The following is a 24,304-nucleotide window of genomic DNA, read 5'->3' on the forward strand; positions in this document are numbered from 1 at the left end:
AATTGACGCCCCTCAAGCTTTACCCCAAAGATTCCTAATGCAACTTTATCCATACAGTTTATAATGGATTTTCAACTAAAAAAGTATTAACCAAGGTAACTCCCCATGCGCGACAATGGACCTGTCACTCAAAAAGAGCACATTCTTCCGCCTGATACGAAAATCGTCTCCCATACCGATCTACAGGGCAATATCATTGCCGCCAACGAAGCCTTTATCGATGCCAGTGGTTACAACTGGAAAGAACTGGTGGGACAGCCGCACAACATTCTGCGTCACCCGGACGTTCCGGCCGAAGTTTTCAAAGACTTCTGGCAAACCATTCAAGCCGGAAAACCGTGGTCGCAGGTTGTTAAAAACCGTTGTAAAAACGGCGACCACTACTGGGTTTACGCCAATGCTACGCCGACATTTGAAAACGGCAAAATTACCGGTTATATGTCATTAAGAGTGCCTGCCAGCGATGAAGAAAAACGTCAGGCAACACATGCATATAAAGAGATTGCCGCCGGCCGAATGCAGATTAAAAACGGGATCATTCTCGACGCGGAACATCGTTTAAACCCGCTTCGCCATATCAATACCGCATCACAGGTCATTTTCTTTGCCGTCATGTTATTGCTGAGCGCATCGGTTTCATCCATGTTCCCATCCATTCATGACTGGCTCCCGACGTGGCTGTTTGAAGTCTTCGATTTGGCGATGGTCGCCGCAATCATTTTTGTCATGTTTAAACATAATCAGAAACTGACACTAATAGAAAATCTTCTGACATCCATCTCCAGCGGCAAATTCGACAATAAGATCGATAGCTTCGGCAAAAACCATGTCCAGCACATCTTGGGGCGTATCCAGTCAATGCAGGTTAAACTCGGTTCGGATCTCGATCATGCCCGAGCAGCATTACTGAAGTCGACACGAATCGAACAGGCACTGAAGTCGGCCAACACCAACATCATGGTTGCCGACCGCTTCCGCAATATCATTTTCATCAACGACTCGCTGATGGAAATGCTCAAAGCCGCCGAAAAAGATCTGCAGAAAACCCTACCGAACTTTGATACCGAAAATCTGATGTATCAGAGCATCGATATTTTTCATGTCAATCCGCAGCATCAGCAGAGCATTCTGGACAACCTTAGCGGAACCCATCATGCACGTTTCAACATCGGTGAGGTGGTTATTGATTTAACCGTTGACCCAATCTACGACAATGACGGCCAGCGAATCGGGACGATTGCCGAATGGAAAAATATGACCGACCAGCTGGAAATCGAACGCGGCATTGAAAGCCTCATCAACGAAGCGGCACTCGGTGAACTTGGACATCGCATCGATGTCTCCAAACTGAACGACTTTGAACGAGAGCTTTCCGGATCGGTGAATACACTGCTGGAGAAATTCTCGGGAACCCTGAACAATGTCACCCAGGTACTGGCAAGAATGAGTCAGGGCGATCTGACCGATCGCATGGATGGCGCTTTTGCAGGCCAGTTAAACTCGATCAAACTGGCGATCAACAATTCGATGAACAACCTTGAACTGACGCTCGGCAACGTCAAAAGCGGTGCCGAAGAGATCGGTACCATGTCGAAAGAGGTCGCCACCGCCAGCGAAGACCTTTCCGAGCGTACCCAGCAACAGGCCGCCTCTCTTGAGCAGACCGCCGCCAGCATGGAAGAGATCACTTCTACGACCAAGCACACGGCAGAAAATATGCAGGCCGCAAACGAAATTTCGCATGAAACCGCGCGCAACGCCCAAGAAGGCATCGCGGTCATGAAACAGACCATTGAAGCCATGCAAGGCATCAGCGATTTGAGTCAGAAAATCGGCGAAATAACTTCGGTGATCGATAGCATCGCTTTCCAGACTAACCTTCTGGCCCTCAATGCAGCGGTCGAAGCCGCTCGTGCCGGAGAGCACGGTCGAGGTTTCGCAGTGGTTGCCGGCGAAGTTCGCAGCCTGGCGCAGAAATCAGCAGAAGCCGCCAAGGATATTTCCAACCTGATTAACTCCGCCACAACACAGATTAAAGTCGGAACCGAACAGGTGGAAAACACCAATAACGTTTTTGCCGATATGGTCGAAAAAATCAACAATCTTGAGACCCTGATCTCGGAAGCATCGCAGACTTCTTTTGAACAGGCGAAAGGCATTGAACAGGTCAACCAGGCGATGGCGCATCTGGATCAGACAACGCAACAAAACGCGGCGCTGGTGGAACAGCTTTCGGCCACGGCAAACAATATGAGTGAGCAAGCCGAAAATCAGGCCACCTTTATTTCGCGCTTCCAGCTACACCAGCAAAGTGGTATCCGTTCGGCTTTAAGCGCCAAGTTTGCCGAAGCCAAAATGGCGCACAACACGTGGATTATCCGCATTGACAGTTACCTTGCCGGGATGCAAAGCGACATCAATAAAGAGCAGGCTCGCCTGGATAACGTCTGTGCACTGGGCCAATGGATTTATTCAGACGGACAGAACCTGCTACATATGCAGGAAATGCAGAAATTGCAGGAAACACACCGTGAATTCCATGCAATGGTAGGACGAATTATGGATGCAAAGGAGATTGGTGATGAAGCGACGGCACAACAACTCAAAGAACAACTGATGACGCTTTCGACCGAGATCACTTCTCTTCTGGATGAACTCGACAAAAAAATTGCCGGCTCGGGCACAATCGCTCCCGTGCCTTCACAACCATCAACAACACCGAAACGTCTGGCTTCGGCGCAACCCGCACCGGAAAAAAGCGATGAGTGGAGCGAGTTCTGACACCGGACATAAAAAAAGCACCTAAAGGTGCTTTTTTATTATCCAAATCATCCGTTTCAGAATTAACGGCAGACTCTTTGATAAGGCTGCAAAACTGCTTTCAGTCCTTGCAAAGAAAAGCGATAGCTTTTTTTACCGGTATGGCGATGCTCGACCGTCAACTGAACCGTTTTCCCCTGCTCCAACTCATCCAGCAAACGATGATAAGCCTGCTTCATCAGATCCATCCGTTTCTGCACCTTTGTCGAATCAACCTCGAAACGCAATCTATTAACAAAACGGTCTGCGGTTAAATCGGCTTTAAGAATGGCCTGAAGAGGAACATCACCCGGCCTACCATCGATTTGATAAGACGCCTTCATCAATCGCGGAAACTCACTGATGATCTCATCTTCGAAAAGCAAAACCTGCATGGACGGAAAAGGCGACATTGCCGAGCAAGTCACCCCAAAGAACACTTCCTGATCGGATTGTTTGGTAAACGCCTCCAAATCCAGAACATCGCCCTGAATATCCGGATAAAGCGTTAAATGGTAATCGCCGAGTTGCTTACTGACACCCTCCTGCGCAGCAGCATCGAAAATCACAACCAGTCCCAGAAACAAGCTGGAGATTATTTTTAAGATGGCGTATCGACTCACTTTCATAATTTTATGCACCTCTTTTTGGCGGTGCATCATAACTGAAAAAACGCCGTAAAACACAATTAACAACCATGCGGAGAGACCTTTCAAGATCAATAAAAAAACCGGCATAGCCGCAAAAGACTATACCGGTTTTCTTTAAGTATGCGCTATTTAGAGCAAAAGCGCCTAAATCAGGAAACCGCGATTATGCTCTATTTCTTTTCAACCAGTCGTGCGAAACTGTCACAGCCCTTCTGGTTCTGATTACCGCAGGACAGGCCATACCATTTCTTCGCTTCATGTCTGTCTTTGCGAGCGCCCTTACCGTTTTCGATCAACAGTCCCAACTTGTATTGCGCATCCGGATTTCCCTGCAATGCCGATTTTTTAAGCCAGTTAATCGCCGTAAAAAAGTCCTGCTGGACGCCTTCGCCTTCAAGATACATCAACCCTACATACAATTGAGCGCGCGGATATCCCTGATCAGCCGCTTTCTGAAACCAGTTCAAAGCCTTTTTCTGATCGACTTCAAGGCCGCGGTTTTCAAGATACATCGTTCCCAGCGCAACCTGAGAATAGACATCCCCCTGATTTGCCGAAGCCGTAAACTGAGTCGCGGCTTGCTGGTAATTACCAGCCATATAGGCATCAAATCCTTTATCAAAATCGGCATAAACCAATGAAGACACCAGCATTGAACAAAATAGCCAGAAAAATTTCAAAGGAGCTTTCATATTTCTCACCCTATGCGTTTTTAAACTGCAGAATAGTTAATGACACGTGTCAACCTGCGCCGAGTGATCAAAGCTTTATGCGCCTCGGAGCACTCCGGCATTTTTCCGTGAAAACTTTTAAATCCGCCCTGTCTCATCTCAGCAATTTTTTGCTTTTGCAGTGCGCTTACTTTTAAAGAGGTCGCTTTTTTCGACAACTTGGCCGAGACCTCAGCAATTTTGCCAGCCGTCTGCGCCGACACCTTCGCAATCTGTTTTTTCGCCGCTTGGATATAACGCGCGACCCTCTGCAAGAAGTCAAAATACTCCAGCGGCTCAAACTCGTGGCAAACGACACATTCATCCAGTAAACCGGCATGATTGCGGTAATGTGGACGTAGCTTTTTTGACAGAAGCAGCTTTTGTTCCAAAGCGTCTTTTAGAACGTAGGGTTCTTTACGGCACTGATTAACCACTCGGAAATGCTCGACGAAAACATAAGCCGATACGATAACGAAAACCAGCAACTCGACGAGCAGAATCAGTCCGTTATTCCATTCGAAAGCGATACTGGCCAGTACTGAAAATAAATAGAGCACAATCAGCGCCCCGGCCATCCCCCACACAAACCCGCTATTCGCTCGTAGAGAACCTTGAAGATAATAAGCGTCGGTGAAAAACTCTTTTCGCAAACCCGACAGAGCGACTACAGCATCCCGAGTCTGCTCCAGATTCGCAACCATGCTTTTTAGAATTTGCTCATGATTTCTTTTCATCCCTGACATCCTCACAAAGGCCAAACGGCCACCTCTTATAAGAAGCAAAAAAGATCATATATCAAACACTTACTAACTTTCCTGACCTAGCCCTATCCTAGTTTCACTAGGTTTATTTTATGAACCAAATAAGGAAAAGTTATCGACATCATATAAAAACCCTAATATAAAGTAAACATTATTTACCATAAACATCATTTACATAGTATAATTTTTCCAGACTAGCTACATAAACTCATGAAAAACAAAGAAAATTCTGGCCAATTAATACATATTTACCCGTAAAAATTGCGCCAAATTTAAGCCCGTAATTTCAGGCAATTAAAGCCTGTTGCTGAACCTGCAAGAAACGCAGGCCAGAATCCAAGCACGGATTTTTTTGAAAAAAGGCTGACGGACAGGCCGCTGAAAAAAATGAAGTCATCCGGATAAACTCCGGCTTTTAAACCTTTTGGATAAGAACTCAGGACTAAAGAGTTCGCCGCTTTATCTCAGGAAAGAGGTAAAGCTTTGAAACTACAGGGACAGCAATGATAAAGCACTTGGCATCCGTTTTAGTAATGATGCTTTTGAGCACGCACGCTTCGAAAGCAGAAAACCAAACTTTTAGTAAACTTCTGACTCAGGTTATTGACGAAATAGAAGGAAAAGACGAAACCGCAAGAGCAATTACGATAAACCGGATCATCAACCGTTATAAGTACATTGACGATCACCAATTGTATCGCTCAAGAGATTACTGGGCGCAACCGGAAGAATTCCTGGCAAACCGAGGCGGAGACTGCGAAGACTTTGCAATCCTGAAATTAACGCTATTGCAGCTGATCGGTATCGATTCGACGCTGGTCAACTTTAGAAAGAACGGTGCAAACCATGTAGCCGTGGTCGCTATAGCCGATAAAAAACTGTTGCTTTTGGATCTTGAAAACCAGGAGAGTGTTTTGAACAAACGGAGCGTCAAAAACTACCGTTTCTTTCGCCTGAAAGAAGCCTCCGTCCATCAGAATTCAGCGTTTAACAACACCCCTCAGGTGTACATCAAAAATGGCTTGCCTAGTCTGTAAGCAGGCATAAAAAAACCGGTTCTTTTTCGAAAAGAACCGGTTTTTTACCATTCAGGTCTGTAACATTTTTATACGCTGGCAAGGTCGCCTTTCTGTTCCAGCCAGCTTTTACGATCCGGGCTACGCTTTTTCGCCAGCAGCATGTCCATAATTTCCGTTACCGCATTTTCGCCTTCCAACTGAAGCTGAACCAACCTGCGACTTTCCGGCAACATCGTCGTTTCTCGCAGCTGCACCGGGTTCATCTCACCCAAACCTTTGAATCGGGTTACCTGAACCTTGCCCGGCAATTTCTCGGCAACGATACGATCAAGCACGCCCTGTCGCTCGGCTTCGTCCAGTGCGTAGAACACCCGCTTACCGACATCGATTCGATACAGTGGTGGCATAGCGACATACACATGCCCCTTCTCCACCATCTGCGGAAAATGGCGCACAAACAGCGCACAGATCAGGGTCGCGATATGCAAACCATCCGAATCCGCATCGGCAAGAATACAGACCTTACCATAGCGTAAGCCACTCAGATCTTCCGAACCCGGATCGACGCCGATCGCCACCGAAATATCATGAATTTCCTGAGAAGCCAGCACCTGAGCGGACTCAACCTCCCAAGTATTCAAAATTTTGCCTCGCAGAGGCATAATCGCCTGAAAATTTTTATCACGCGCTTGCTTGGCGGAACCTCCGGCGGAATCCCCTTCAACCAGAAACAGTTCAGTCCGTGTCAGATCGGTATCTACGCAGTCGGCCAATTTCCCCGGCAGCGCCGGCCCGGAGGTAATTTTTTTACGCACCACTTTTTTGGCTTTGCGCACACGGCTGCTGGCATTCTGAATCACCATATCGGCAATCTTTTCGGCTACTTCGGTGTGCTGGTTGAGCCATAAGCTCAAGGCGTCCTTCACCACGCCGGAAATAAATGGCACACACTCCCGCGAAGAGAGTCGTTCTTTGGTTTGCCCGGCAAACTGCGGTTCCTTGAGTTTGGCGGACAGTACAAACGCCACGTTTAGCCATGCGTCTTCCGGCGTAATCTTAATCCCGCGCGGCACCATATTGCGGAATTCGCAAAACTCGCGAATCGCTTCGGTCACGCCGGCACGCAAACCGTTTACATGGGTTCCACCCTGCGGAGTAGGAATCAGGTTGACATAGCTTTCACTGAGCATTTCACTTGGTTCTTCCAGCCATGCGACCGCCCAGGAAACTTCTTCATTATCCGAACGGCTCTCGCCGACAAAACCTTCCTGAGGCAAGCGTTCGCGCCCGTCCAGAGCATCGTTCAAATAATCTTTAAGACCGTTCTCATACTGCCAGACTTCCTTCTTGCCATTCGTCTCGTCGACAAATGTCACCTTAAGTCCAGAGCAAAGAACCGCTTTAGCCCTTAGAAGGTATTGCAGTCGACCGATGGAAAATTTCGCCGTATCGAAGAACTGCGCATCCGGCCAGAAACGCACCATCGTTCCGGTATTGCGCTTGCCGACCTTGCCGATCACTTCCAGCTTCTGTTGCAGATCGCCGTTTGCGAAGGTAATCTGATGCAGCTTGGCATCGCGCCGAATCTGCACTTCAACCTTGGTCGAAAGCGCATTCACCACGGAAATACCTACCCCGTGCAGACCACCCGAGAAATTATAGGATTTATTAGAGAATTTCCCCCCTGCGTGCAGGCGGGTCATAATGACCTCAACGCCGGGCACTCCCTCTTCCGGATGCACATCCACCGGCATGCCGCGCCCGTTGTCGAGCACGCTCATGGAGCCATCGGCATGATGGGTAATGGTGATTTCCGAAGCGTGTCCGGCGAGCGCTTCATCGACGCTGTTATCGATGACTTCCTGAGCCAGATGGTTCGGACGGGTGGTATCGGTGTACATCCCCGGACGTTTGCGGACGGGTTCCAGTCCGGTTAAGACTTCAATTTCGGCAGCATTATAGTTTTCGGCCAAGCTCAAACTCCTGATGATAGAATGACGCAAATTCAAAAATCGGCATAACGCCGATAATACCATATTCTGCCGGCCAACCGACAGAAGCGCGGCAATAACCCATACAGGATCAGGTTTTAGGAATAAATATGAGTCAGATTCAACTGGAGAGCAGCTGGCTGTCCCATCTTGAAACGGAATTTTCGCAACCTTATATGCAGCAACTCAAAAACTTTCTGCAACAGGAAAAGGACGAAGGTAAACGGATTCTGCCACAGGGCAACCTATGGTTTAACGCCCTGAATTCAACCCCCTTGAACAAGGTCAAAGTGGTTATTATCGGTCAGGACCCTTACCCGACACCGGGACATGCGCACGGCTTATGCTTTTCGGTGCAGCCGGACGTCTCCCCGCTGCCGAAATCTCTGGTTAATATCAATCAGGAACTGTGGGATGACCTTGGAGTCGACAACCGACATAACGGCAATCTCCAGCCTTGGGCCGATCAAGGGGTTCTGCTTCTTAACGCCGTTCTGACGGTTGAAGCACGCAACAGTAACTCGCACCAAGGGAAAGGCTGGGAAACCTTTACCGACAAAGTGATCGAACTGGTCGATCGCTACTGCGAGCATTGCGTATTTATCCTGTGGGGAAGTTACGCGCAGAAAAAAGGCGCGAAAATCGATACCTCGCGCCATCTGGTCATCAAAAGCCCGCATCCGTCCCCCTTGTCGGCCTATCGCGGCTTTTTCGGCAGCCGACCTTTTTCCCGGGCCAATGCCTATCTTGAAGAGCACGGCAAAACGCCGATTAATTGGCAACTGCCTCAACTTCCTGAAGCTTCTCAAATCCCGCAGTAAGCAGAATCTCGATACGCCGGTTCAACTCTTTACCGGCTTCATTGCCATTATCTGCAACCGGATGGTATTCGCTATAGCCGGAAATCGAAAACAGATCGGCCGGCAGCTGCGAAACCTTGAAGAGTTCACCCATCACCGTCTGCGCACGCATCGCACTCAAGAACCAGTTATTTCGCAAAGGGGATGTCGGCAGAATCGGATCATTATCCGTATGCCCCTCTATGACAATTTCCGCTTTCCATTGCATCCCCTGTTCCAGGGCGTAATCAATGATCTTCGCTTCCTGCGGCAAATTTTGCAGATTAAACAAACGATTTTCCCTTAACAAACTTCCCAGATATTGCAATTCACCCAACAGTTGCTGCGAAGGATAATAGTCTGCGCTGTTGAAAGCGGCCGAACTCTGCACTGCAAACAGGATGCCCTGCGGGGTCTGGGTAACCGAAATCACCTGCAACCCCTGGTTCTTGATCTCCTCAGCAAACGACTGGTAAGCGATTGTGATCTGCTGATCAGTCCAGCTCTGCAACTTACTGACCTGAGCGTTGTTCAATGCAATCACCATAATAAAAAAGGTAATCAGCAAAGTAATGACATCCCCGAAAGCCAACAGCCAGGAACTGCGCGCTCTTCTGTCCGCGGTCACATTCATCGCTCACCCCCGTCACCCTCTACGGAAGCTCTCTGCGTCGATTTAAGCTGTAACTTCGGAAGCAGATAAATTTCGACACGGCGATTTTCCGCTGAATAAGCATCTTCAACCAGCGGATGAAAACTGCCGTAGCCGGCAATCGTGAAATAGCGTTTCGGCAGTCGGCTGTAGAGGCGCAGAAAATCCATCACGGCATAAGCCCGGTAACTGCTGAGTTCAACATTGTCCTTGAATCGCGATCCGGGATGCAAAGGGTGCGCATCCGTATGCCCTTCAATACGGACAAAAAATTCCACCTGCATACCGGAGCGTTGCAAATTATCGACCCAGCGCTGGTAGTAAAGAGAGGATTGCGGCAGATCAATTCGTGAAATCAGATTCGCTATCTGCCGCAGATAAGGCGTCTGCTGGGGATTGATGTTAGCCTGAGCGGAGTCGAACAGATTTTTATCTTTCAGCAACTGATAGTCCAGACTGAGTTTAACGCCCTTGGTCAGCGTGTTTTCCACCTTCAGCCAGTCCAGTTGCTCCTGTTCTTTAATCGAAAGCGATTTCTGATACAGATCCGCGACGATATTCTGATAAGCGCGCTTTGGAGGAACCGTTTCCAGCTGAACACGGGTCAGAATAAACAGAAAAATCGCCAGCAAAGAGGTGAACAACCCGATGTACACCAGAAGCCAGACCGGCACTGAACGGATCGGATTGCGGTCTCTCAGCAGAGTTCCGTTGCGGTTTGAGCGGCTGATAATCGTTAACATGGACAACTCCCCCGTTACGGCGGTCTACGCCATCTCGCCGAGGCGCTGCTGGGTTTTCTCGTGAACGAAAGACTTCAATTGTTCTTTAATCAGCAGTGGCGACTCCTGCGCTTTCATGGCAACCACGGCATGGATGATCATTTCGTTGCGCAGCAATTCCTGCTCGCCCAAAACTTTCAATTTCCCGGCAATCGGCAGAAACAACAGGTTAGCCAGAAGCACACCGTAAAAAGTAGTCACCAACGCCAACCCCATACCATGCAGCAAACCGGAAAGCATGTCGTTACTTTGCGCAGCGACCAGCGAATACATATCGGCGTTAATCTGCGTTGTCATCATGACAATCAACCCCATGACCGTTCCCATCATCCCGAAGGCAGGCGAATAAGACGCCATATTGATAAAGACTTCCTGAGAATTAAGATCCTGAAGGCGATTGGTCATCAGGCGTGTCTGCAAACTGCTGCGCAGTTTTTCCGCATCCTGATACAACAGCATCTCGTTCAGCGAATGACGGAAAAACTTGTCCTCCACATCGGTCAACTGATTTTCGATTGCCAGAGGCCCTTTGCGTTTCGCCAGAGTCGCCAAATCGAAAATTTCGGTAATCAGCTCTTCATCCGAACGGGATTCAGTAGCGAAAACTTTATAAATCCCGGGGAAAATCGACACAACCTGATTCAGCGGATAGTTAATCAGGGCGGCGGCAAAGGTTCCGCCTAAGACAAGGAGCAGCGCCTGCCAGTTCAAAAAGGCGCTGATAAAACTCTGTTGCTGGTAATCGAACATGGTTGACGCAAGCAGCACAACCCCCAAAAGAATACCTAAAAAACTGGCAAGACGACTCATCTAAAGTCCCTCTCTACTTTTCTGGCCCTCCTTCGGACAAGGAGGACTCGTCAAAATGCGTTTGATACCAATCGGCTATCATCTGATTCAATTCGGCAGTGGATAGGTCGCTGACATCATCCAGACGTTTAATATAAACGTCAATCGTACCCGGTTTTTTAATAAAACCGTTTTTCGGCCAGAACTTTCCGGCATTATGCATCACCAGATAGATCGGCACCTGAGCCTGCTTGGCGAGCATTGAGCCGCCGATATTGATTTTACCCAGTTCATTCGGCGGCATACGGGTTCCTTCCGGAAAAATGACCACCCAATTACCGCCATCCAAACGCTGTTGACCTTCGGTCAAAATCTGCTTCAGCGCCTTACGCCCCGCTCCACGGTCAATCGCGATCGGGTGCAACAAAGCCATTCCCCAACCGAAGAACGGAATTTTCAGCAACTCCTGCTTCAAAACATACGCCTGACGCGGGAAGATTGTCTGAAATTTCAATGTCTCCCAAGCCGATTCATGTCTAGCAAGGATTAAGCCAGGTTTTTCATGATCGACCTGATCCAAACCGTGAACCCGCGAGCGGATTCCACAGGTCATACGCAGCCACCAAAGACAGAAATAAGCCCATTGAGACATGACCCCATAGCGCACTTTATAAGAGAACGGACGGGTAAAACTGCCCAATGAGCGAGAAAAAAACCAAAGAAATCATCTGCCCTATGGCAAATAGCGTTGATCGTACAAACCAGATCAGCTTCACAAATTTTCCTCCGCTAAAAGATGGCGCACCAACGCCAATAAGTTGACATGCACCGGAATCGATTGCAACACAGGGTCCTGTGTGGACAGCGTCCGCTCACCCTTGCCACTTCGAACCAGATGAGGCCGCATCCCCTGTCGCAAAGCAGCCTTAAGATCGCCGAGCGTATCACCGACCATCGGAGCGCCTTGCAAAGAACAACCCAAGGCTTTCTCGATTGACTGCAACAATACCGGTTCCCGGTTTACGAGCCGGAGACCCGTCCTCGCCAAGATAGGGCGCAAAACTGATCCAGTCAACCGACTGGGGTGCCAGTAGACGCTGCATTTTCTGATGCATCGCACTTAAAGTCGCCCGATCGTAATAACCGCGTTTGATACCGGATTGATTAGTCGCAACCGCAACTTTCCACCCGGCCTCTTTAAGCATGCGGATCGCCTCCAGACTTCCTTCAACCGGCCCCCACTCTTCAGGCGACTTGATAAAGGCGTCCGAATCTTCGTTAATTACGCCGTCACGATCCAGAACAATGACTTTTGTCATAAGAACAATGCTTCACAGTGCTTGTAAAACAAAAAGTCCCGCCAATGCGGGACTTCACTTAACCTAGCTGCGTATTACAGTCGCGAAATATCCGCAACCTGCATAAACAACTGATAGATCTGATTCAACAGCGCCAAACGGTTGTTGCGAATCGCTGCGTCGTCAGCCATAACCATGACGCTATCGAAGAAGCCGTCGACCTCTTCGCGAATAGTCGCCAGCTGCTCCATCGCCGCAATGTAATCTTTGTCGGCAATCAAATTGCTTACCGATTCACGCAACTGATCCAACTTGGCGAACAGCGCGCTTTCGGCATCATCTGCAAACAGTCCGGTATCGACCGTTTCCGCAATCTCACCGTCGACTTTTTTCAGCAGGTTAGCGATACGCTTATTGGCCGCACTCAAACTTTCCGCACCGTCGATCTGTGCAAAGGCCTTGACGGCATCGATACGTTTGGCGAAGTCCAGTGGATGCGTCGGCGCACAAGAACGAACCGCTTCAAACTGTTCGGCGGTAACGCCCTGATCGGCAAAATACGCTTTCAGACGACTGACAATAAAGTCATAGATATCGGCAACCAGTTCGTCTCCGGCGTTCACCTGCGGATGCAGATCCAGCGCAAAACGGATCATCAGCATCAGATCCAGATTCAGCTCTTTTTCGATAATGATACGCAGCATACCCAAAGCCGAACGGCGTAGAGCAAACGGATCCTTATCTCCGCTCGGTACCTGGCCGATACCGTAAATACCGGTAATCGTATCCAGTTTATCGGCAATCGCCAGCGCCTGTGCGACGGCAGAATTCGGCAGCTCATCACCGGCAAAACGCGGCTGATATTGCGCATCCAAAGCGTCGGCTACCTGCTGGTCTTCTTTCTGCTCCATGGCGTAGTAACGCCCCATAATCCCTTGCAGTTCCGGGAACTCGCCGACCATTTCCGACATCAAGTCGCATTTAGACAGACGTGCGGCACGTTCAAGAATCTGCGACTCCGCACCCAAAGGCTTACCGACTTTGACCGTCAGAGTTTCCAGACGCTCGACCTTGTCGAACAGAGTTCCAAGCTGCTGCTGGAAGACCACTGTTTTCAAACGCGGCAGGAAATCGTCCAACGGTTGCTTGCGATCCTGATCCCAGAAGAATTTCGCATCCGACAGACGCGGACGAATCACACGCTCATTACCCGATTTCACCGAAGCCGGATTCGAGCTTTCGATATTCGAAATGGTGATGAACTTCGCCATCAGTTTGCCGTTGGCATCCAGCATATGGAAGTATTTCTGGTGTCCTTTCATCGCCGACACCAGCGCTTCTGAAGGCACGTTCAGGAAAACCTCGTCGAAGTCGCCGACGATCGCCTGTGGCCATTCATTCAATGCGGTAACTTCTTCCAACAGATCTTCGTCGATCTGTGCAATGCCGCCCTCGGCTTTCGCGGCCGCTTCGACCTGCGCACGAATCATATCGGAGCGCGTATCGAAATCGGCCTGAACATAGCCTTGGGTACACAGGGTATTGATGTAATCTGCCGGTTTAGCAATCTCGATTGCCTGCGGTGCGTGGAAACGGTGACCGCGCGTCGTATTGCCGGTTTGGTGACCAAGAATGGTTGCTGGAACCACCTTATCGTCCATCAGCATCACAGCCCAATGAACCGGACGCACGAATTCGACATCCGAAGCGCCCCAGCGCATACGTTTCGGAATCGGCAACTTGGCCAGCGACTGATTGACGATTTCAGGAAGCAGCTCGGCGGAACCCTGTCCTTTCTGTTCCTGCATAAACGCCATCCAGACACCTTTGTCGGTATCGATCTCGACCAGATCAGCAACCTCCGCTCCGCAACCGCGGGCAAATCCTTGCAGCGCCTTGGTCGGATTGCCGTCAGCATCGAATGCCGCTTTTTTCGCCGGCCCTTTCTTCTCAACGGTTTTATCGTCTTGCTTGGCCTGTAACTCCTGAATACGAACCGCCAAACGACGTGGAGACGCGTACAGAGAGACGGCGCCATAGCTTAGCTCCGCATCGATCAGACCCGCTTCAATGCCTGCGCCAAAAGCCTGACTCAGTTTTTTCAGCGCCTTTGGAGGCAACTCTTCGGTTCCAATTTCTACTAGAAAATCGACAGTCTGAGTCATTATTTTGCCTCCCCTTGTGAATCTTTAACTAATGGGAAGCCTAAAGCTTCACGTCCTTCATAATATGCTTCGGCAATCTGACGTGCCATGGTGCGCACGCGACCGATAAAACGTGCACGTTCGGTCACCGAAATAGCGTGACGTGCATCCAGCATGTTGAAAGCGTGCGACGCTTTCAATACTTGCTCGTAAGCCGGCAACGGAAGTTTGTCTTCAACCAGCTTGGCAAAAATTTCTTCACATTCGTCGAAAGTACGGAACAGTTTCTCGGTATCCGCTTTCTCGAAGTTATAGGCTGACATCTCAACCTCGTTCTGATGGAAGACATCGCCGTAGGTGACTTTCCCCCCCGGTCCGTCAACCCAGGTCAGGTCATAAACCGAATTCACGCCCTGAAGATACATGGCGATACGCTCAAGACCGTATGTAATCTCACCGGTCACCGGACGACACTCCAAACCACCGACCTGCTGGAAGTAGGTGAACTGTGTGACTTCCATGCCGTTCATCCAAACTTCCCAACCCAGACCCCAGGCACCCAAAGTCGGCGATTCCCAGTTGTCTTCAACGAAACGGATATCGTGCTCCAGCGGATCAATTCCAAGACGTTTCAGGGACTCAAGATACAACTCCTGAATATTATCCGGAGACGGTTTTAACATCACCTGGAACTGGTAGTAATGCTGCAGACGGTTCGGGTTTTCGCCGTAACGACCGTCGGTTGGGCGACGGCAAGGCTGAACATAAGCAGCGCGCCAAGGCTCCGGCCCGATCGAACGCAGGAAAGTCGAAGGGTGAAAAGTCCCCGCGCCCATTTCGTTGTCATAGGGCTGCATGACGACGCATCCCTGTTCCGCCCAGAACGCTTGAAGGGTTTGAATCAGACCTTGAAAGGTACGAATATCTGTTGCTGCTTGTGCCGACACAGGATTAAACCTCTTGATAAATTTTGTACAATGCTTGCATCGCCCGCCCTTTTGAGTGGAAAGAATTCAGGCCAACGATAAAATTTTAAAAATTGGCTGATTATAGCGCATTATCGAATAGGGTTTAACTCTAAGGAGAAAAAGTGAATACAGAGATAATAGATGCCAAAGGACTGAAATGCCCGATGCCGGTCATTAAACTGCAACAAGCGGTACGAAAATCCGAAAATGGCGACGAACTGAGTATCGCCTGCACCGACCTCGGAGCGGAAAAAGACATCGCCAGCTGGGCCAAAGTCAATAAACACCAACTTCTGGCAGTTGAAAAAACCGATTACGGCCTGCTCATTTCGATCAAAGTGGACGCCCTGAAATAACGTAATAAATTAAAGCCATCAACCAATAACTATTATCTATAAAAAACAATAAAACGCTCACCATTTCATATTGAAGATGATTTGACTATAATCAATAGATAAATAACGGTTTTTGTGCACAACCGTTAACCGGAAACGATAGAGAGTCCTTCGATACGCTTATGAAAAACTGGCCAATTTCCTTTCATATCGCAACGCTAGCCGTCCTTTCAGGATTGCTGGTTTTCTTGCTAGCCGCCATCCCTTCCAAATCTGACGCCAATCTGCCGGTCGAACCGGAATCATTGCCGCTACCGAAGCTTGATTTAAGCAAATCGGCAGCCATTGGCGCAGCACAAGCGAACGAGATGGAAACATCGCAGAATAACTGGATTCAAAAAACCGTTACCATTAAACGCAACGACGCCTTAAGTACCGCGCTTGAGCGCATTGGTGTCGGGGCATCGACGGTTTATAAAATCAGCCAAACCAAAAACAGCGATCTGATGACCAATCTTAAGGTCGGTGACAAGCTGACCGTCTGGCTGGATCAGAACAGCGGTCTGCAACGCATCGTCTATCCGAAATCGAAAACACTGGATCATGAACTGATTCGCACCGATACCGGTTTTCGTATCAACAAGGTTGAAAAGTCGGTGGAGATCCGCACCAAAACTGCTTACGGTGAGATCAAAGGGGCGTTCTACCCGGCGGCCGAGCGTGCCGGTTTGAGCCCTAAAAGCATTATGCAACTGGCCGAGATGCTTGCTTGGGATGTCGACCTTTCCCGCGAATTGCGCGACGGCGACTACTTCAAAGTCATCTACGAAACGCGCTATCTGAACGACGAATACATCGGTGACGGTGATATTTTGGCGGTACAGATCACCTCCGACGGCGGTAAACAGATTCACAACGGCTTTATCCTGCGCGACGGCGATGAAGTGATCGGCTACTATGACGAAAACGGCAATAACCTGAAAAAAGCCTTCCTTAAGGCGCCGTTGGATACCGTCAGAATTACTTCGCGTTTCAACCCGAAACGACTGCACCCGATTTTCGGTAAACGCCGACCACACCGTGGTGTTGACTATGGCGCGCCAACCGGAACACCTATTAAAGTAACCGGTAACGGTCAGATCGTCTATCGCGGTTGGAAAGGCGGCTACGGCAAGGTAGTCAAAGTGCGCCACAACAATACCTACACCACGATGTATGCGCACATGTCGCGTTTCGGCAAATACAAAAAAGGTCAGATGGTTAAACAGGGACAGGTTATCGGTTATGTCGGTAGCACCGGGAATTCAACCGGAGCGCACCTGCATTACGAATTCCATATGAACGGGAAACACGTTGACCCTCTGAAAATCAAATTCCCGGCAGCAGGCCCGGTTAATGCCAAATACAAACAGGATTTCCTGCGACGCAGTCACTTCCTGTTAGGCCAGCTTGACCGCTTGGACCAGAGTACGCAGTTGGCTTTCAATTTTGAGTAAAGCACCTTCCAGTCAGGCCGAGGAACTCTATATCGGCCTGATGTCCGGCACCAGCGTTGACGCCGTGGATGCAGCGCTGATTGCCATCTGCGACCAATCTCTTCAACTCAAACATTTCACAACCACCCCAATTCCCGACAAGCTTAAACAGTTACTGCTTGAGTGCAACAGTGAGCAAAAACTCAGTTTACAATCTTTCAGCCAGCTACACAGTCAAATGGGGCAACTATTTGCCGCAGCGGTAGCTCAGCTTTTACGCGAAACCGGATTGGAAGCCCGCGACATTACCGCTATCGGCAGTCACGGACAAACCATTTATCATGCACCGGATTTAATGATGAGCCTGCAAATCGGCCATCCGGCCATTATCGCTAAACACAGCGGCATCACCACGGTGGGCGACTTCCGGGTTGACGATATGGCGCTCGGCGGTCAAGGCGCTCCCTTTGCACCGGTTTTCCATCAACGCCTGTTTTCCGAGCCCGAACAGACAGTGATTGCGGTCAATATCGGCGGCATTGCCAATATCAGCTTACTTCCAGCCGATCACGCCACCGAGGCCGTCACCGGCTGGGATACCGGGCCGGGCAACGGTCTGATCGACGAAGCTTGCCAAAAACTGTTCGCCTGCTCATATGACAGAAATGGTGATCTAGCCAGACAAGGCGCAGTACAAACCGCCGTACTGGACTCCCTTGTGCAAGACAGCTATTTCCAGCAGCCCGCACCGAAAAGCTCCGGCCGCGATTACTTTAACTGGCCGTGGCTAGTGGAGAAACTGGGCAATGATTTTGCCCAACGAATAGACGCACATGACCTCTTGGCGACTTTGACCGAGCTGACCGCCGTCAGCATCGCGCAACAGGTTCGCCCGGCGCTCGGCGAGCAAACCGGAAATAGCGTCTGGATTTGTGGAGGCGGAGCTTTCAACCGCTATCTGCTTGAGCGGATTCAGGCTCACCTGCCTGCTTGCACGGTCTGCTCAAGCAGTGATGCCGGACATGATCCGAATGCGATCGAAGGGATGCTGTTTGCCTGGCTGGCGCACGAACGCCTACATAATCGACCAGTCAAACTCAGCGCAGTAACCGGTGCCGAACGGGATGCCGTTCTCGGCGGCATCTGGCACCCTTAATACAAACTTAAAGCGAATAAAAACGGTTATTTTTTTCGCGGCTATTTCTTTTTAAAATCCCGATAGGCGTTAACGCTGGAACGCAAAGCCAGTTCCGCCGGATAAGGGTGAATGATTTTCTGGGTCGCCAGATAATCGCTGCCAAAGTGATGAATCCACTGTTCGATCAATTTCATCACGCTGACCAGCGGCACTATGCCCAACTTAAACTCCGCCAGCGTCTGCTGATAAAACTCTTTCTCACTCTCACCGAGCTGATCCTTAAAATAGCCGTACATATGCTCGATGGCATTAACCATTTTACCGCGTGAAGTCGAGGTACCCACCGCCTGCAAAAACAGTTCGCCGTAACGTTGAAGACTCTCAGACAGATTGGCTTTAGCGGCTTCGGCAACAATCGGCCCCATCTTGCGGTACAGCCCTTCGTTTTTGGATAACAACAGATATTTGTGATCACGATGGAAGCTTTGCAACTCGGCAACCGAAGGATCGCTATGCACAAACTCGCGCCAGCGTGCCGCAGAAAAGATATGCAACATAAAATTTTCTCGCAGCCAGGCGTCCTGCAGACGCCCTTCCTCTTCAATTGCAATCATCGGAAACTCGCGACGCAGGTTTTTGGTAAACAGACCGGCATCCATCGGATCCTGGGATCCGAACCATTCACCCGTTGGGCGATACACCTTGATCCGTTCCAAACCGCAACTCGGAGAGCGCGACTTAACCACCGCCCCGTCGATCTCTTGCTGATGAAAGAAACGCATCTTCTTGTCGGTATAGTCCTGCAATCCGTCGGTATAGTCCGAACCGGATTTCGGGCCCATCACGCGAATTTCCCCTTCGACCCCAACCAGACGGACCGTTTCACGCGGCGTTCCAATAACCGCCGCCTCCGGGCAAAAACGTTTAAACTCGACATAATCGGCCAGCTTGTAACGCACAAAATCATATTGCGCATGCCCACCGTTGTAACGACACTCCGTACCCAACAGACAATCAGAAACGGCAATTTTCGGTTTCGGAAATGCCACTTGCGGATATCTTCTGTTAATCGCCTGATTCATATTACAAATCTCCTGCTGCGCGATCCAAAAACAGATGCGCTATTTGATTAAACGCACGCCACCATCCACCGGCATGCTGGCCCCGGTTATATAAGGATTATTCATCAGATACTGAACGCTTTGCCAGATCACCTCCGGCCCGGGCTCAATCGGCAAAAGCTGATTTTGCAGACGCTGCTGTTTATAAGATTCACTATCGTCCGCATGAAACATCAACAGTCCCGGCGCAATATCATTCACTTTGATCTGCGGTGCGAACTTACTGGCAAAAACGCGCATCTGGTTCTGCAACGCCGCCTTGGAGCTTAAATAGGCGATATAGTCGCTGCGGTTCAAATCGCAATTGGCGTCCGACAAACTGATAATATCTTTCAATCCGGAAGCAGTGTTTTTCAATAACCCCGATAACGCCATATTGATCCGGTAAGGCGTTTCGACATGCACCTTGAACAGTTGATCGTACAGTTCGGGCCGCTCGGCGATCTGGGCATCGGTCACCCAGATGGAGGCGTTATGAATGATCGCCCGCAGACTCTCGATGTCATCGCGTAAATTTTCGAGCCAGCTCTGAAACTGCTCCTGATCACAAAAATCCACTTGATAGACGATCGCTCCACGCTCGACCAGTCGGTCGATTTCCGGGCGCGGCTTACGATAAGTAATCACCACCGGATAGCGCCCCTGAGTGAGAAATTGCTCAGCCAGGTAGAACCCGACCCTTTGCCCGGCACCGGTTATTAAGACCGCTTGTTCGATTTTTGCCACAATTCATCCTTGCTGTTTCTGCGTATCCCTATAAAGAATGGTACATTAAAAACGGCAAAAGTGAACACGCTCATACCCCAAAGGAGATTCGTATGCAGATCACGATTCTGGGCGGCACCGGCATGATCGGTCAGGCGCTTAAGCAACATTTGAGTTCGCAACACACGGTGGAGTTATACGGTCGACAGGTTTTCAGTCAGCCGGAAAAACTGCTTGAGGCGATCAAGGACGCCGAAATTATCATCCAGCTTGCCGGCGCCAATATCGGTGCGCGCTGGAATCCGGTATACAAACAGGAAATCTGGGACAGCCGTATCGACACCACCCGAATGCTGGCGCAGGCACTACAGGAAACTGCGAATCCGCCGCGTGTTTTTTGTGCCTCAGCCATCGGTTTCTATCCGCAGGCCGAAGCGTGTGAACATCATTACACGGAAAAGGATGTTCAACCCGGTGAAGATTTTCTGGCCCAGCTTTCGGTTGCCTGGGAAGAGGAAGCAAAAAAACTGGTTGCACCGGAGCTACTGACGATTACCCGTTTCGGCGTGGTGCTTTCGCCAAAAGGCGGAGCGCTGGCCAAAATGCTGCCGGCGTTCAAATTCGGTCTTGGCGGTCCGGTTGCTGGCGGCAGACAATGTTTCAGCTGGATTGATATTGATGATCTGTGCCGCGCCTACGCCTGGCTGATACAGCAACCGCAGATGCACGGCACTTTTAACCTGACCGCCCCGCACCCTCTGGCGCAAAAGGCGTTTGCCGAAACACTCGGCGAGGTTTTGCACCGTCCGACGATACTTCCGCTTCCTCTGTGGCAGTTGAAACTGATGTTCGGCGAAGGGGCGCAGGTTTTAACCCATAGCGCCAGTGTCTATCCGCAACGTTTACTGGATGAAGGGTTCGAGTTTAAATATCCGGATGCCAAAAGCAGCCTGAAACACCTGCTGACATAAAATGCAGATCTTGTGAGACCGGCCTGTAAAAGACCGGTCGCAACTTAACTCGCTAATTAAGTTGCTGTGACACTCGCCGGCTGGCGGATTTTTCCGGCCAGTAATCCGGCCAGCAGAACGAAAACCGCCGCCGTCATCAAACAGGCCTCCATTCCGGCTACCTGATACACATAGCCGGACAACAATGTACCGACCAAACGCCCGGCGGCATTCGCCATATAGTAGAAACCGACGTCCTTGGAAGCCCCGTCCGCATCTGCATAAGAGACGATAAGATAAGAGTGCACCGCGGAGTTGAGCGCAAACACAATCCCGAAAATCACCAGTCCAATCAACAGAATCCATTGCGGTTCTTTATTCAGAAAAAGCGCCATCAGAAAGGGAATCGCTCCGAGCGTGAAAGCCAACAGCTTGGCTGTATTAGCGGTCGGATTGCGTGATCCGTTATCCCCACCCTTCTTAATCCCGGTTAAAGCCGGTGCACTGGCCTGCACCATACCGTACCCGATAATCCAGAAAGCCATATAGGCGCCAATTGCCGTATGCTCCCACTGCAACACCGTTGCCAGATACAGCGGCAAAGCGACCACAAACCAGATATCGCGTGCGCCGAACAGAAAAAAACGCGCCGCGGAAAGCATATTGATCGGCTGGCTTTTGGAAAAAATTTCACGGAACTTGTTTTTCTGTTTCGCCTTACCGATTTCCGATTGCAGCATCAGCAGCGACAACAGCCAAATCACCGCCAGAACCGAAGCCATTAACAGCATCGCGTCGGCAAAACCGACCAATTCCAGCAACAGAGCCCCCACAAAAAAACCGGCACCCTTCAGAGCATTTTTCGAGCCGGTCAGCAAAGCCACCCAACGGTACATCTGACCGTCTTTTTCCTGGGTCAGCGATTTGATCGAGCTTTTGGCACTCATCTTATTGAGGTCTTTGGCGATCCCGGACAATGCCTGCGCCAGCATCACATAGGCGACCGACAGCCAACTCGGATCGACCGTCAACATCAGCAAAGCGACAACCTGCAACGCCAGTCCGAGATTCATCGTCACCTTCAAACCAAGGTGTGCGCCAAGCCAGCCGCCGAACAGATTGGTTACGATGCCGAAAAACTCATACAACAGGAACAGCATGGCAATTTCCAGCGGGCTGTAACCAAGCTGATGAAAAAACAGCAACACCAACATGCGCAGCGCGCCGTCGGTTACGGTAAAAGCCCAATAATTGGCGGTCACGATCCCGTATTGTGCAACGGGCGAGTGCAATGACATAAGAACTCCTTTGGAATGTTTATATCCTAACTGACCCGGACTGAACAGCGGCTGCCGTCCAGGTTCAATGCTTAATCACTCCAACCCTTGCGGCTTCGGCAACAGCGCCTGATTCAAACGACCGACCTTGGCCGCCAGTTCCATCATACGCACCACATAACCGGTTTCATTGTCGTACCAGGCCAACACCTTCAACTGCGTACCGTTAACAACCAGAGTCGACAGCGCATCAATCACCGACGAGCAGGTTTCCCCCTCATAATCGACGGACACCAGCGGCCGGGTCTCGTAACCGAGAACGCCTTGCAAATCATTCTGTGCGGCATCGGCAAACAGCAGATTGACCTCTTCGGCCGTTACCTTGCGTTTCATCTCCAGAGTGAGGTCGGTCAATGACGCATTCATAAAAGGGACTCGCACCGCCAGACCGTTCAAACGCCCGTTCAATTCAGGGAAAATAGTGCCGATCGCCTTGGCTGATCCCGTGCTGGTCGGAATCAGCGACTCAAAACTGGAGCGGGCACGACGCAAATCCTTGTGACCGTGGTCAACCACCTTCTGAGTATTGGTACGGTCATGCATAGTCAGAATCGAGCCATGCTCAATACCGATCTTCTCCTGCAATACCTTGATAACCGGAGCAATACAGTTGGTGGTACAGGAAGCGGCGGTAATGATTCGATCCTCGCCGGCGACAAAAACATCGTCATTGACTCCCATGACAATATTCTTGATCGGCTCTTTCATCGGCGCGGCGACAATGACCTGCGGAATTCCCTGATCCAAATACGGCTGCAGACTTTCCTCTGTCCGAAACTGACCGGTTGCCTCAATCACTACATCCACCCCGAATGCGGCCCAATCGGTAGCATCAATCTCTTCGTGCTGAGAGTAACTGATCGCATGGCCGTTAATCACAATCTGGCCATGGTCTTCCTTGGCTTCATGTTGCCAGCGCCCGTGCGCCGAATCGAAATTCAGAAGATGTGCCGAACCGTAAGCGTCGGTCGCAATTTCATTGATATGCACAAATTCAATTTCCGGCCAATCGAAAGCCTGACGCAGCGCCAGCCGTCCCATGCGCCCAAACCCGTTAATCGCCACTTTAATTGTCATTTATATGTTCCTTAAAATCATAGGTTTAACTCAATTGGCCGCATTTAAACGCCCCAAGGTGACACCCGCATGACAAAAGAATGAATATTTATCCTGAATTTAATTAACTTTCCGACTTTAACCAGCCTGCCACCTGATCGTGCGTCGGAACGCCACCGGAGTGAACCACCTTGTCATTCACCACCACGCCCGGCGTACTCATTACCCCGTAGGAAGCGATCTCTGCAACATCTTCGACTTTGCTGATATTGACACAGACATCCAGCTCTCCGGCAACCTTTTCGATCAGCGCAACGGTATTGTTGCAGTTACTGCAACCGGTTCCCAAGACCTTGATCTCCATAGCATCGTCACAACAGACGGATTTTTGAGAATCGCCGCAGCATGACGATTTATCGCTTGCAGGACTGCAGCAGGAAGAATCCTCTTCAGAACAGCAGGCGCTTTTTTTGTTTTTGTCCGTAGCAGCGGAATCGCAGCAGCTGTCATCGGAACAACAGGCTTTATCCCCGGCGTCGGCATCACAGACCACACCGCAGGCAACACACTCGCCGCGTGAATTTTTAAACATCGGGCAGAACCCGGTATAGGATGCCTGAATCGCGTTCAAAGCCATCAGGATCATCAACCACAGAAATGAGACCTGAGTCAGATCAATCTGCCCCATAAAATGTGAAACAGCTAATAAAATCAGCATCATCACAGCAAAGATGCGTAGTGGACGATTTCCCTTAATTGCAACACTCATTCAACTTTCTCCT

General features: G+C 50.0%; 24 protein-coding genes. 7 read left to right on the forward strand and 17 right to left on the reverse strand.

The genetic code is table 11. The annotated features are described in order from the left end of the window. The first annotated feature begins 105 nt into the window (after positions 1-105). Positions 106-2,781: a methyl-accepting chemotaxis protein gene (locus HQN79_RS10340; protein WP_173286245.1), complete on the forward strand. Its 2,676-nt coding sequence runs from the start codon at positions 106-108 to the stop codon at positions 2,779-2,781. Between the two features lie 62 nt (positions 2,782-2,843). On the opposite strand, the gene HQN79_RS10345 is transcribed toward HQN79_RS10340, so the two are convergent. The 3 genes from HQN79_RS10345 to HQN79_RS10355 form a co-directional block, all read right to left on the reverse strand. Next, complete coding sequence (locus HQN79_RS10345) at positions 2,844-3,428, reverse strand: hypothetical protein (RefSeq protein WP_173286247.1); 585 nt, start codon at positions 3,426-3,428, stop codon at positions 2,844-2,846. Positions 3,429-3,619: 191 nt separating this feature from the next. Beyond that, positions 3,620-4,141 (reverse strand): tetratricopeptide repeat protein, encoded by a 522-nt coding sequence (locus HQN79_RS10350; protein ID WP_173286249.1) that lies wholly within the window; start codon positions 4,139-4,141, stop codon positions 3,620-3,622. 20 nt (positions 4,142-4,161) lie between these two features. After that, positions 4,162-4,896, reverse strand: coding sequence for a hypothetical protein (locus HQN79_RS10355; RefSeq protein ID WP_173286251.1), 735 nt, complete (start codon positions 4,894-4,896; stop codon positions 4,162-4,164). Positions 4,897-5,426: 530 nt separating this feature from the next. On the opposite strand from HQN79_RS10355, the gene HQN79_RS10360 reads away from it, so the two are divergent. Then, positions 5,427-5,960, forward strand: coding sequence for a transglutaminase-like cysteine peptidase (locus HQN79_RS10360; RefSeq protein WP_173286253.1), 534 nt, complete (start codon positions 5,427-5,429; stop codon positions 5,958-5,960). 68 nt (positions 5,961-6,028) lie between these two features. On the opposite strand, the gene parE is transcribed toward HQN79_RS10360, so the two are convergent. Next, a complete protein-coding gene (gene parE / locus HQN79_RS10365; protein ID WP_173286255.1) occupies positions 6,029-7,915 on the reverse strand; it encodes a DNA topoisomerase IV subunit B in 1,887 nt (628 codons plus the stop codon). A 128-nt stretch (positions 7,916-8,043) separates the two neighbouring features. Between parE and ung the strand changes: the two genes are divergently transcribed. After that, entirely contained in the window at positions 8,044-8,754 is a 711-nt protein-coding gene (ung, locus tag HQN79_RS10370) for a uracil-DNA glycosylase (protein ID WP_173286257.1), read from the forward strand. Here ung and HQN79_RS10375 read toward each other — a convergent pair. The 8 genes from HQN79_RS10375 to glyQ form a co-directional block, all read right to left on the reverse strand. Continuing rightward, on the reverse strand, positions 8,705-9,406 hold the full coding sequence (locus tag HQN79_RS10375; RefSeq protein WP_173286259.1) for an OmpA/MotB family protein: 702 nt from the start codon (positions 9,404-9,406) through the stop codon (positions 8,705-8,707). The genes ung and HQN79_RS10375 overlap by 50 nt on opposite strands. Continuing rightward, complete coding sequence (locus HQN79_RS10380) at positions 9,403-10,167, reverse strand: OmpA/MotB family protein (RefSeq protein WP_173286261.1); 765 nt, start codon at positions 10,165-10,167, stop codon at positions 9,403-9,405. The genes HQN79_RS10375 and HQN79_RS10380 overlap by 4 nt, the downstream gene beginning before the upstream one ends. Positions 10,168-10,191: 24 nt before the next feature. Continuing rightward, positions 10,192-11,016: a motility protein A gene (locus HQN79_RS10385; protein WP_173286263.1), complete on the reverse strand. Its 825-nt coding sequence runs from the start codon at positions 11,014-11,016 to the stop codon at positions 10,192-10,194. Positions 11,017-11,029: 13 nt separating this feature from the next. Beyond that, positions 11,030-11,647 carry a lysophospholipid acyltransferase family protein gene (locus tag HQN79_RS10390; protein ID WP_238843359.1) on the reverse strand — a complete coding sequence of 206 codons (618 nt, stop codon included), beginning with the start codon at positions 11,645-11,647 and terminating at the stop codon, positions 11,030-11,032. A gap of 120 nt (positions 11,648-11,767) precedes the next feature. After that, on the reverse strand, positions 11,768-12,001 hold the full coding sequence (locus HQN79_RS12065) for an HAD hydrolase-like protein (protein WP_238843360.1): 234 nt from the start codon (positions 11,999-12,001) through the stop codon (positions 11,768-11,770). Continuing rightward, a complete protein-coding gene (locus tag HQN79_RS10395) occupies positions 11,940-12,314 on the reverse strand; it encodes an HAD-IIIA family hydrolase (RefSeq protein ID WP_238843361.1) in 375 nt (124 codons plus the stop codon). The genes HQN79_RS12065 and HQN79_RS10395 overlap by 62 nt, the downstream gene beginning before the upstream one ends. A gap of 74 nt (positions 12,315-12,388) precedes the next feature. After that, positions 12,389-14,458 carry a glycine--tRNA ligase subunit beta gene (gene glyS / locus HQN79_RS10400; RefSeq protein WP_173286265.1) on the reverse strand — a complete coding sequence of 690 codons (2,070 nt, stop codon included), beginning with the start codon at positions 14,456-14,458 and terminating at the stop codon, positions 12,389-12,391. Then, positions 14,458-15,384, reverse strand: a complete 927-nt coding sequence (gene glyQ, locus HQN79_RS10405) for a glycine--tRNA ligase subunit alpha (RefSeq protein ID WP_173286267.1) — start codon at positions 15,382-15,384, stop codon at positions 14,458-14,460. Before glyQ ends, glyS begins: the two co-directional genes overlap by 1 nt. 143 nt (positions 15,385-15,527) lie before the next feature. On the opposite strand from glyQ, the gene HQN79_RS10410 reads away from it, so the two are divergent. The 3 genes from HQN79_RS10410 to HQN79_RS10420 all read left to right on the forward strand — a co-directional run bounded on the left by HQN79_RS10410 (position 15,528) and on the right by HQN79_RS10420 (position 18,371). Continuing rightward, on the forward strand, positions 15,528-15,761 hold the full coding sequence (locus HQN79_RS10410; protein WP_238843362.1) for a sulfurtransferase TusA family protein: 234 nt from the start codon (positions 15,528-15,530) through the stop codon (positions 15,759-15,761). A 161-nt stretch (positions 15,762-15,922) separates the two neighbouring features. Beyond that, positions 15,923-17,236, forward strand: coding sequence for a peptidoglycan DD-metalloendopeptidase family protein (locus HQN79_RS10415; RefSeq protein ID WP_173286269.1), 1,314 nt, complete (start codon positions 15,923-15,925; stop codon positions 17,234-17,236). Continuing rightward, a complete protein-coding gene (locus tag HQN79_RS10420; RefSeq protein ID WP_238843363.1) occupies positions 17,229-18,371 on the forward strand; it encodes an anhydro-N-acetylmuramic acid kinase in 1,143 nt (380 codons plus the stop codon). Before HQN79_RS10415 ends, HQN79_RS10420 begins: the two co-directional genes overlap by 8 nt. A gap of 41 nt (positions 18,372-18,412) precedes the next feature. On the opposite strand, the gene HQN79_RS10425 is transcribed toward HQN79_RS10420, so the two are convergent. Together HQN79_RS10425 and folM are read right to left on the reverse strand one after the other, a co-directional pair. Then, positions 18,413-19,435 carry a YbgA family protein gene (locus tag HQN79_RS10425; protein WP_173286271.1) on the reverse strand — a complete coding sequence of 341 codons (1,023 nt, stop codon included), beginning with the start codon at positions 19,433-19,435 and terminating at the stop codon, positions 18,413-18,415. Positions 19,436-19,474: 39 nt separating this feature from the next. Next, positions 19,475-20,200: a dihydromonapterin reductase gene (gene folM / locus HQN79_RS10430; protein WP_238843364.1), complete on the reverse strand. Its 726-nt coding sequence runs from the start codon at positions 20,198-20,200 to the stop codon at positions 19,475-19,477. A gap of 92 nt (positions 20,201-20,292) precedes the next feature. Between folM and HQN79_RS10435 the strand changes: the two genes are divergently transcribed. After that, the gene (locus tag HQN79_RS10435) at positions 20,293-21,150 is read left to right on the forward strand and encodes a TIGR01777 family oxidoreductase (RefSeq protein WP_173286273.1); all 858 of its coding nucleotides are present in this window, start codon (positions 20,293-20,295) and stop codon (positions 21,148-21,150) included. A gap of 56 nt (positions 21,151-21,206) precedes the next feature. On the opposite strand, the gene arsJ is transcribed toward HQN79_RS10435, so the two are convergent. The 3 genes from arsJ to HQN79_RS12145 all read right to left on the reverse strand — a co-directional run bounded on the left by arsJ (position 21,207) and on the right by HQN79_RS12145 (position 24,291). Continuing rightward, positions 21,207-22,427 (reverse strand): organoarsenical effux MFS transporter ArsJ, encoded by a 1,221-nt coding sequence (arsJ, locus tag HQN79_RS10440; RefSeq protein ID WP_173286275.1) that lies wholly within the window; start codon positions 22,425-22,427, stop codon positions 21,207-21,209. A 75-nt stretch (positions 22,428-22,502) separates the two neighbouring features. Further along, positions 22,503-23,543 (reverse strand): ArsJ-associated glyceraldehyde-3-phosphate dehydrogenase, encoded by a 1,041-nt coding sequence (locus HQN79_RS10445; RefSeq protein WP_173286277.1) that lies wholly within the window; start codon positions 23,541-23,543, stop codon positions 22,503-22,505. 103 nt (positions 23,544-23,646) lie between these two features. Further along, positions 23,647-24,291 carry an MTH895/ArsE family thioredoxin-like protein gene (locus HQN79_RS12145; protein ID WP_275284667.1) on the reverse strand — a complete coding sequence of 215 codons (645 nt, stop codon included), beginning with the start codon at positions 24,289-24,291 and terminating at the stop codon, positions 23,647-23,649. Positions 24,292-24,304 lie beyond the last annotated feature (13 nt).

Origin of the sequence: Thiomicrorhabdus xiamenensis, assembly GCF_013282625.1 — a bacterium.
GTDB lineage: Bacteria > Pseudomonadota > Gammaproteobacteria > Thiomicrospirales > Thiomicrospiraceae > Thiomicrorhabdus > Thiomicrorhabdus xiamenensis.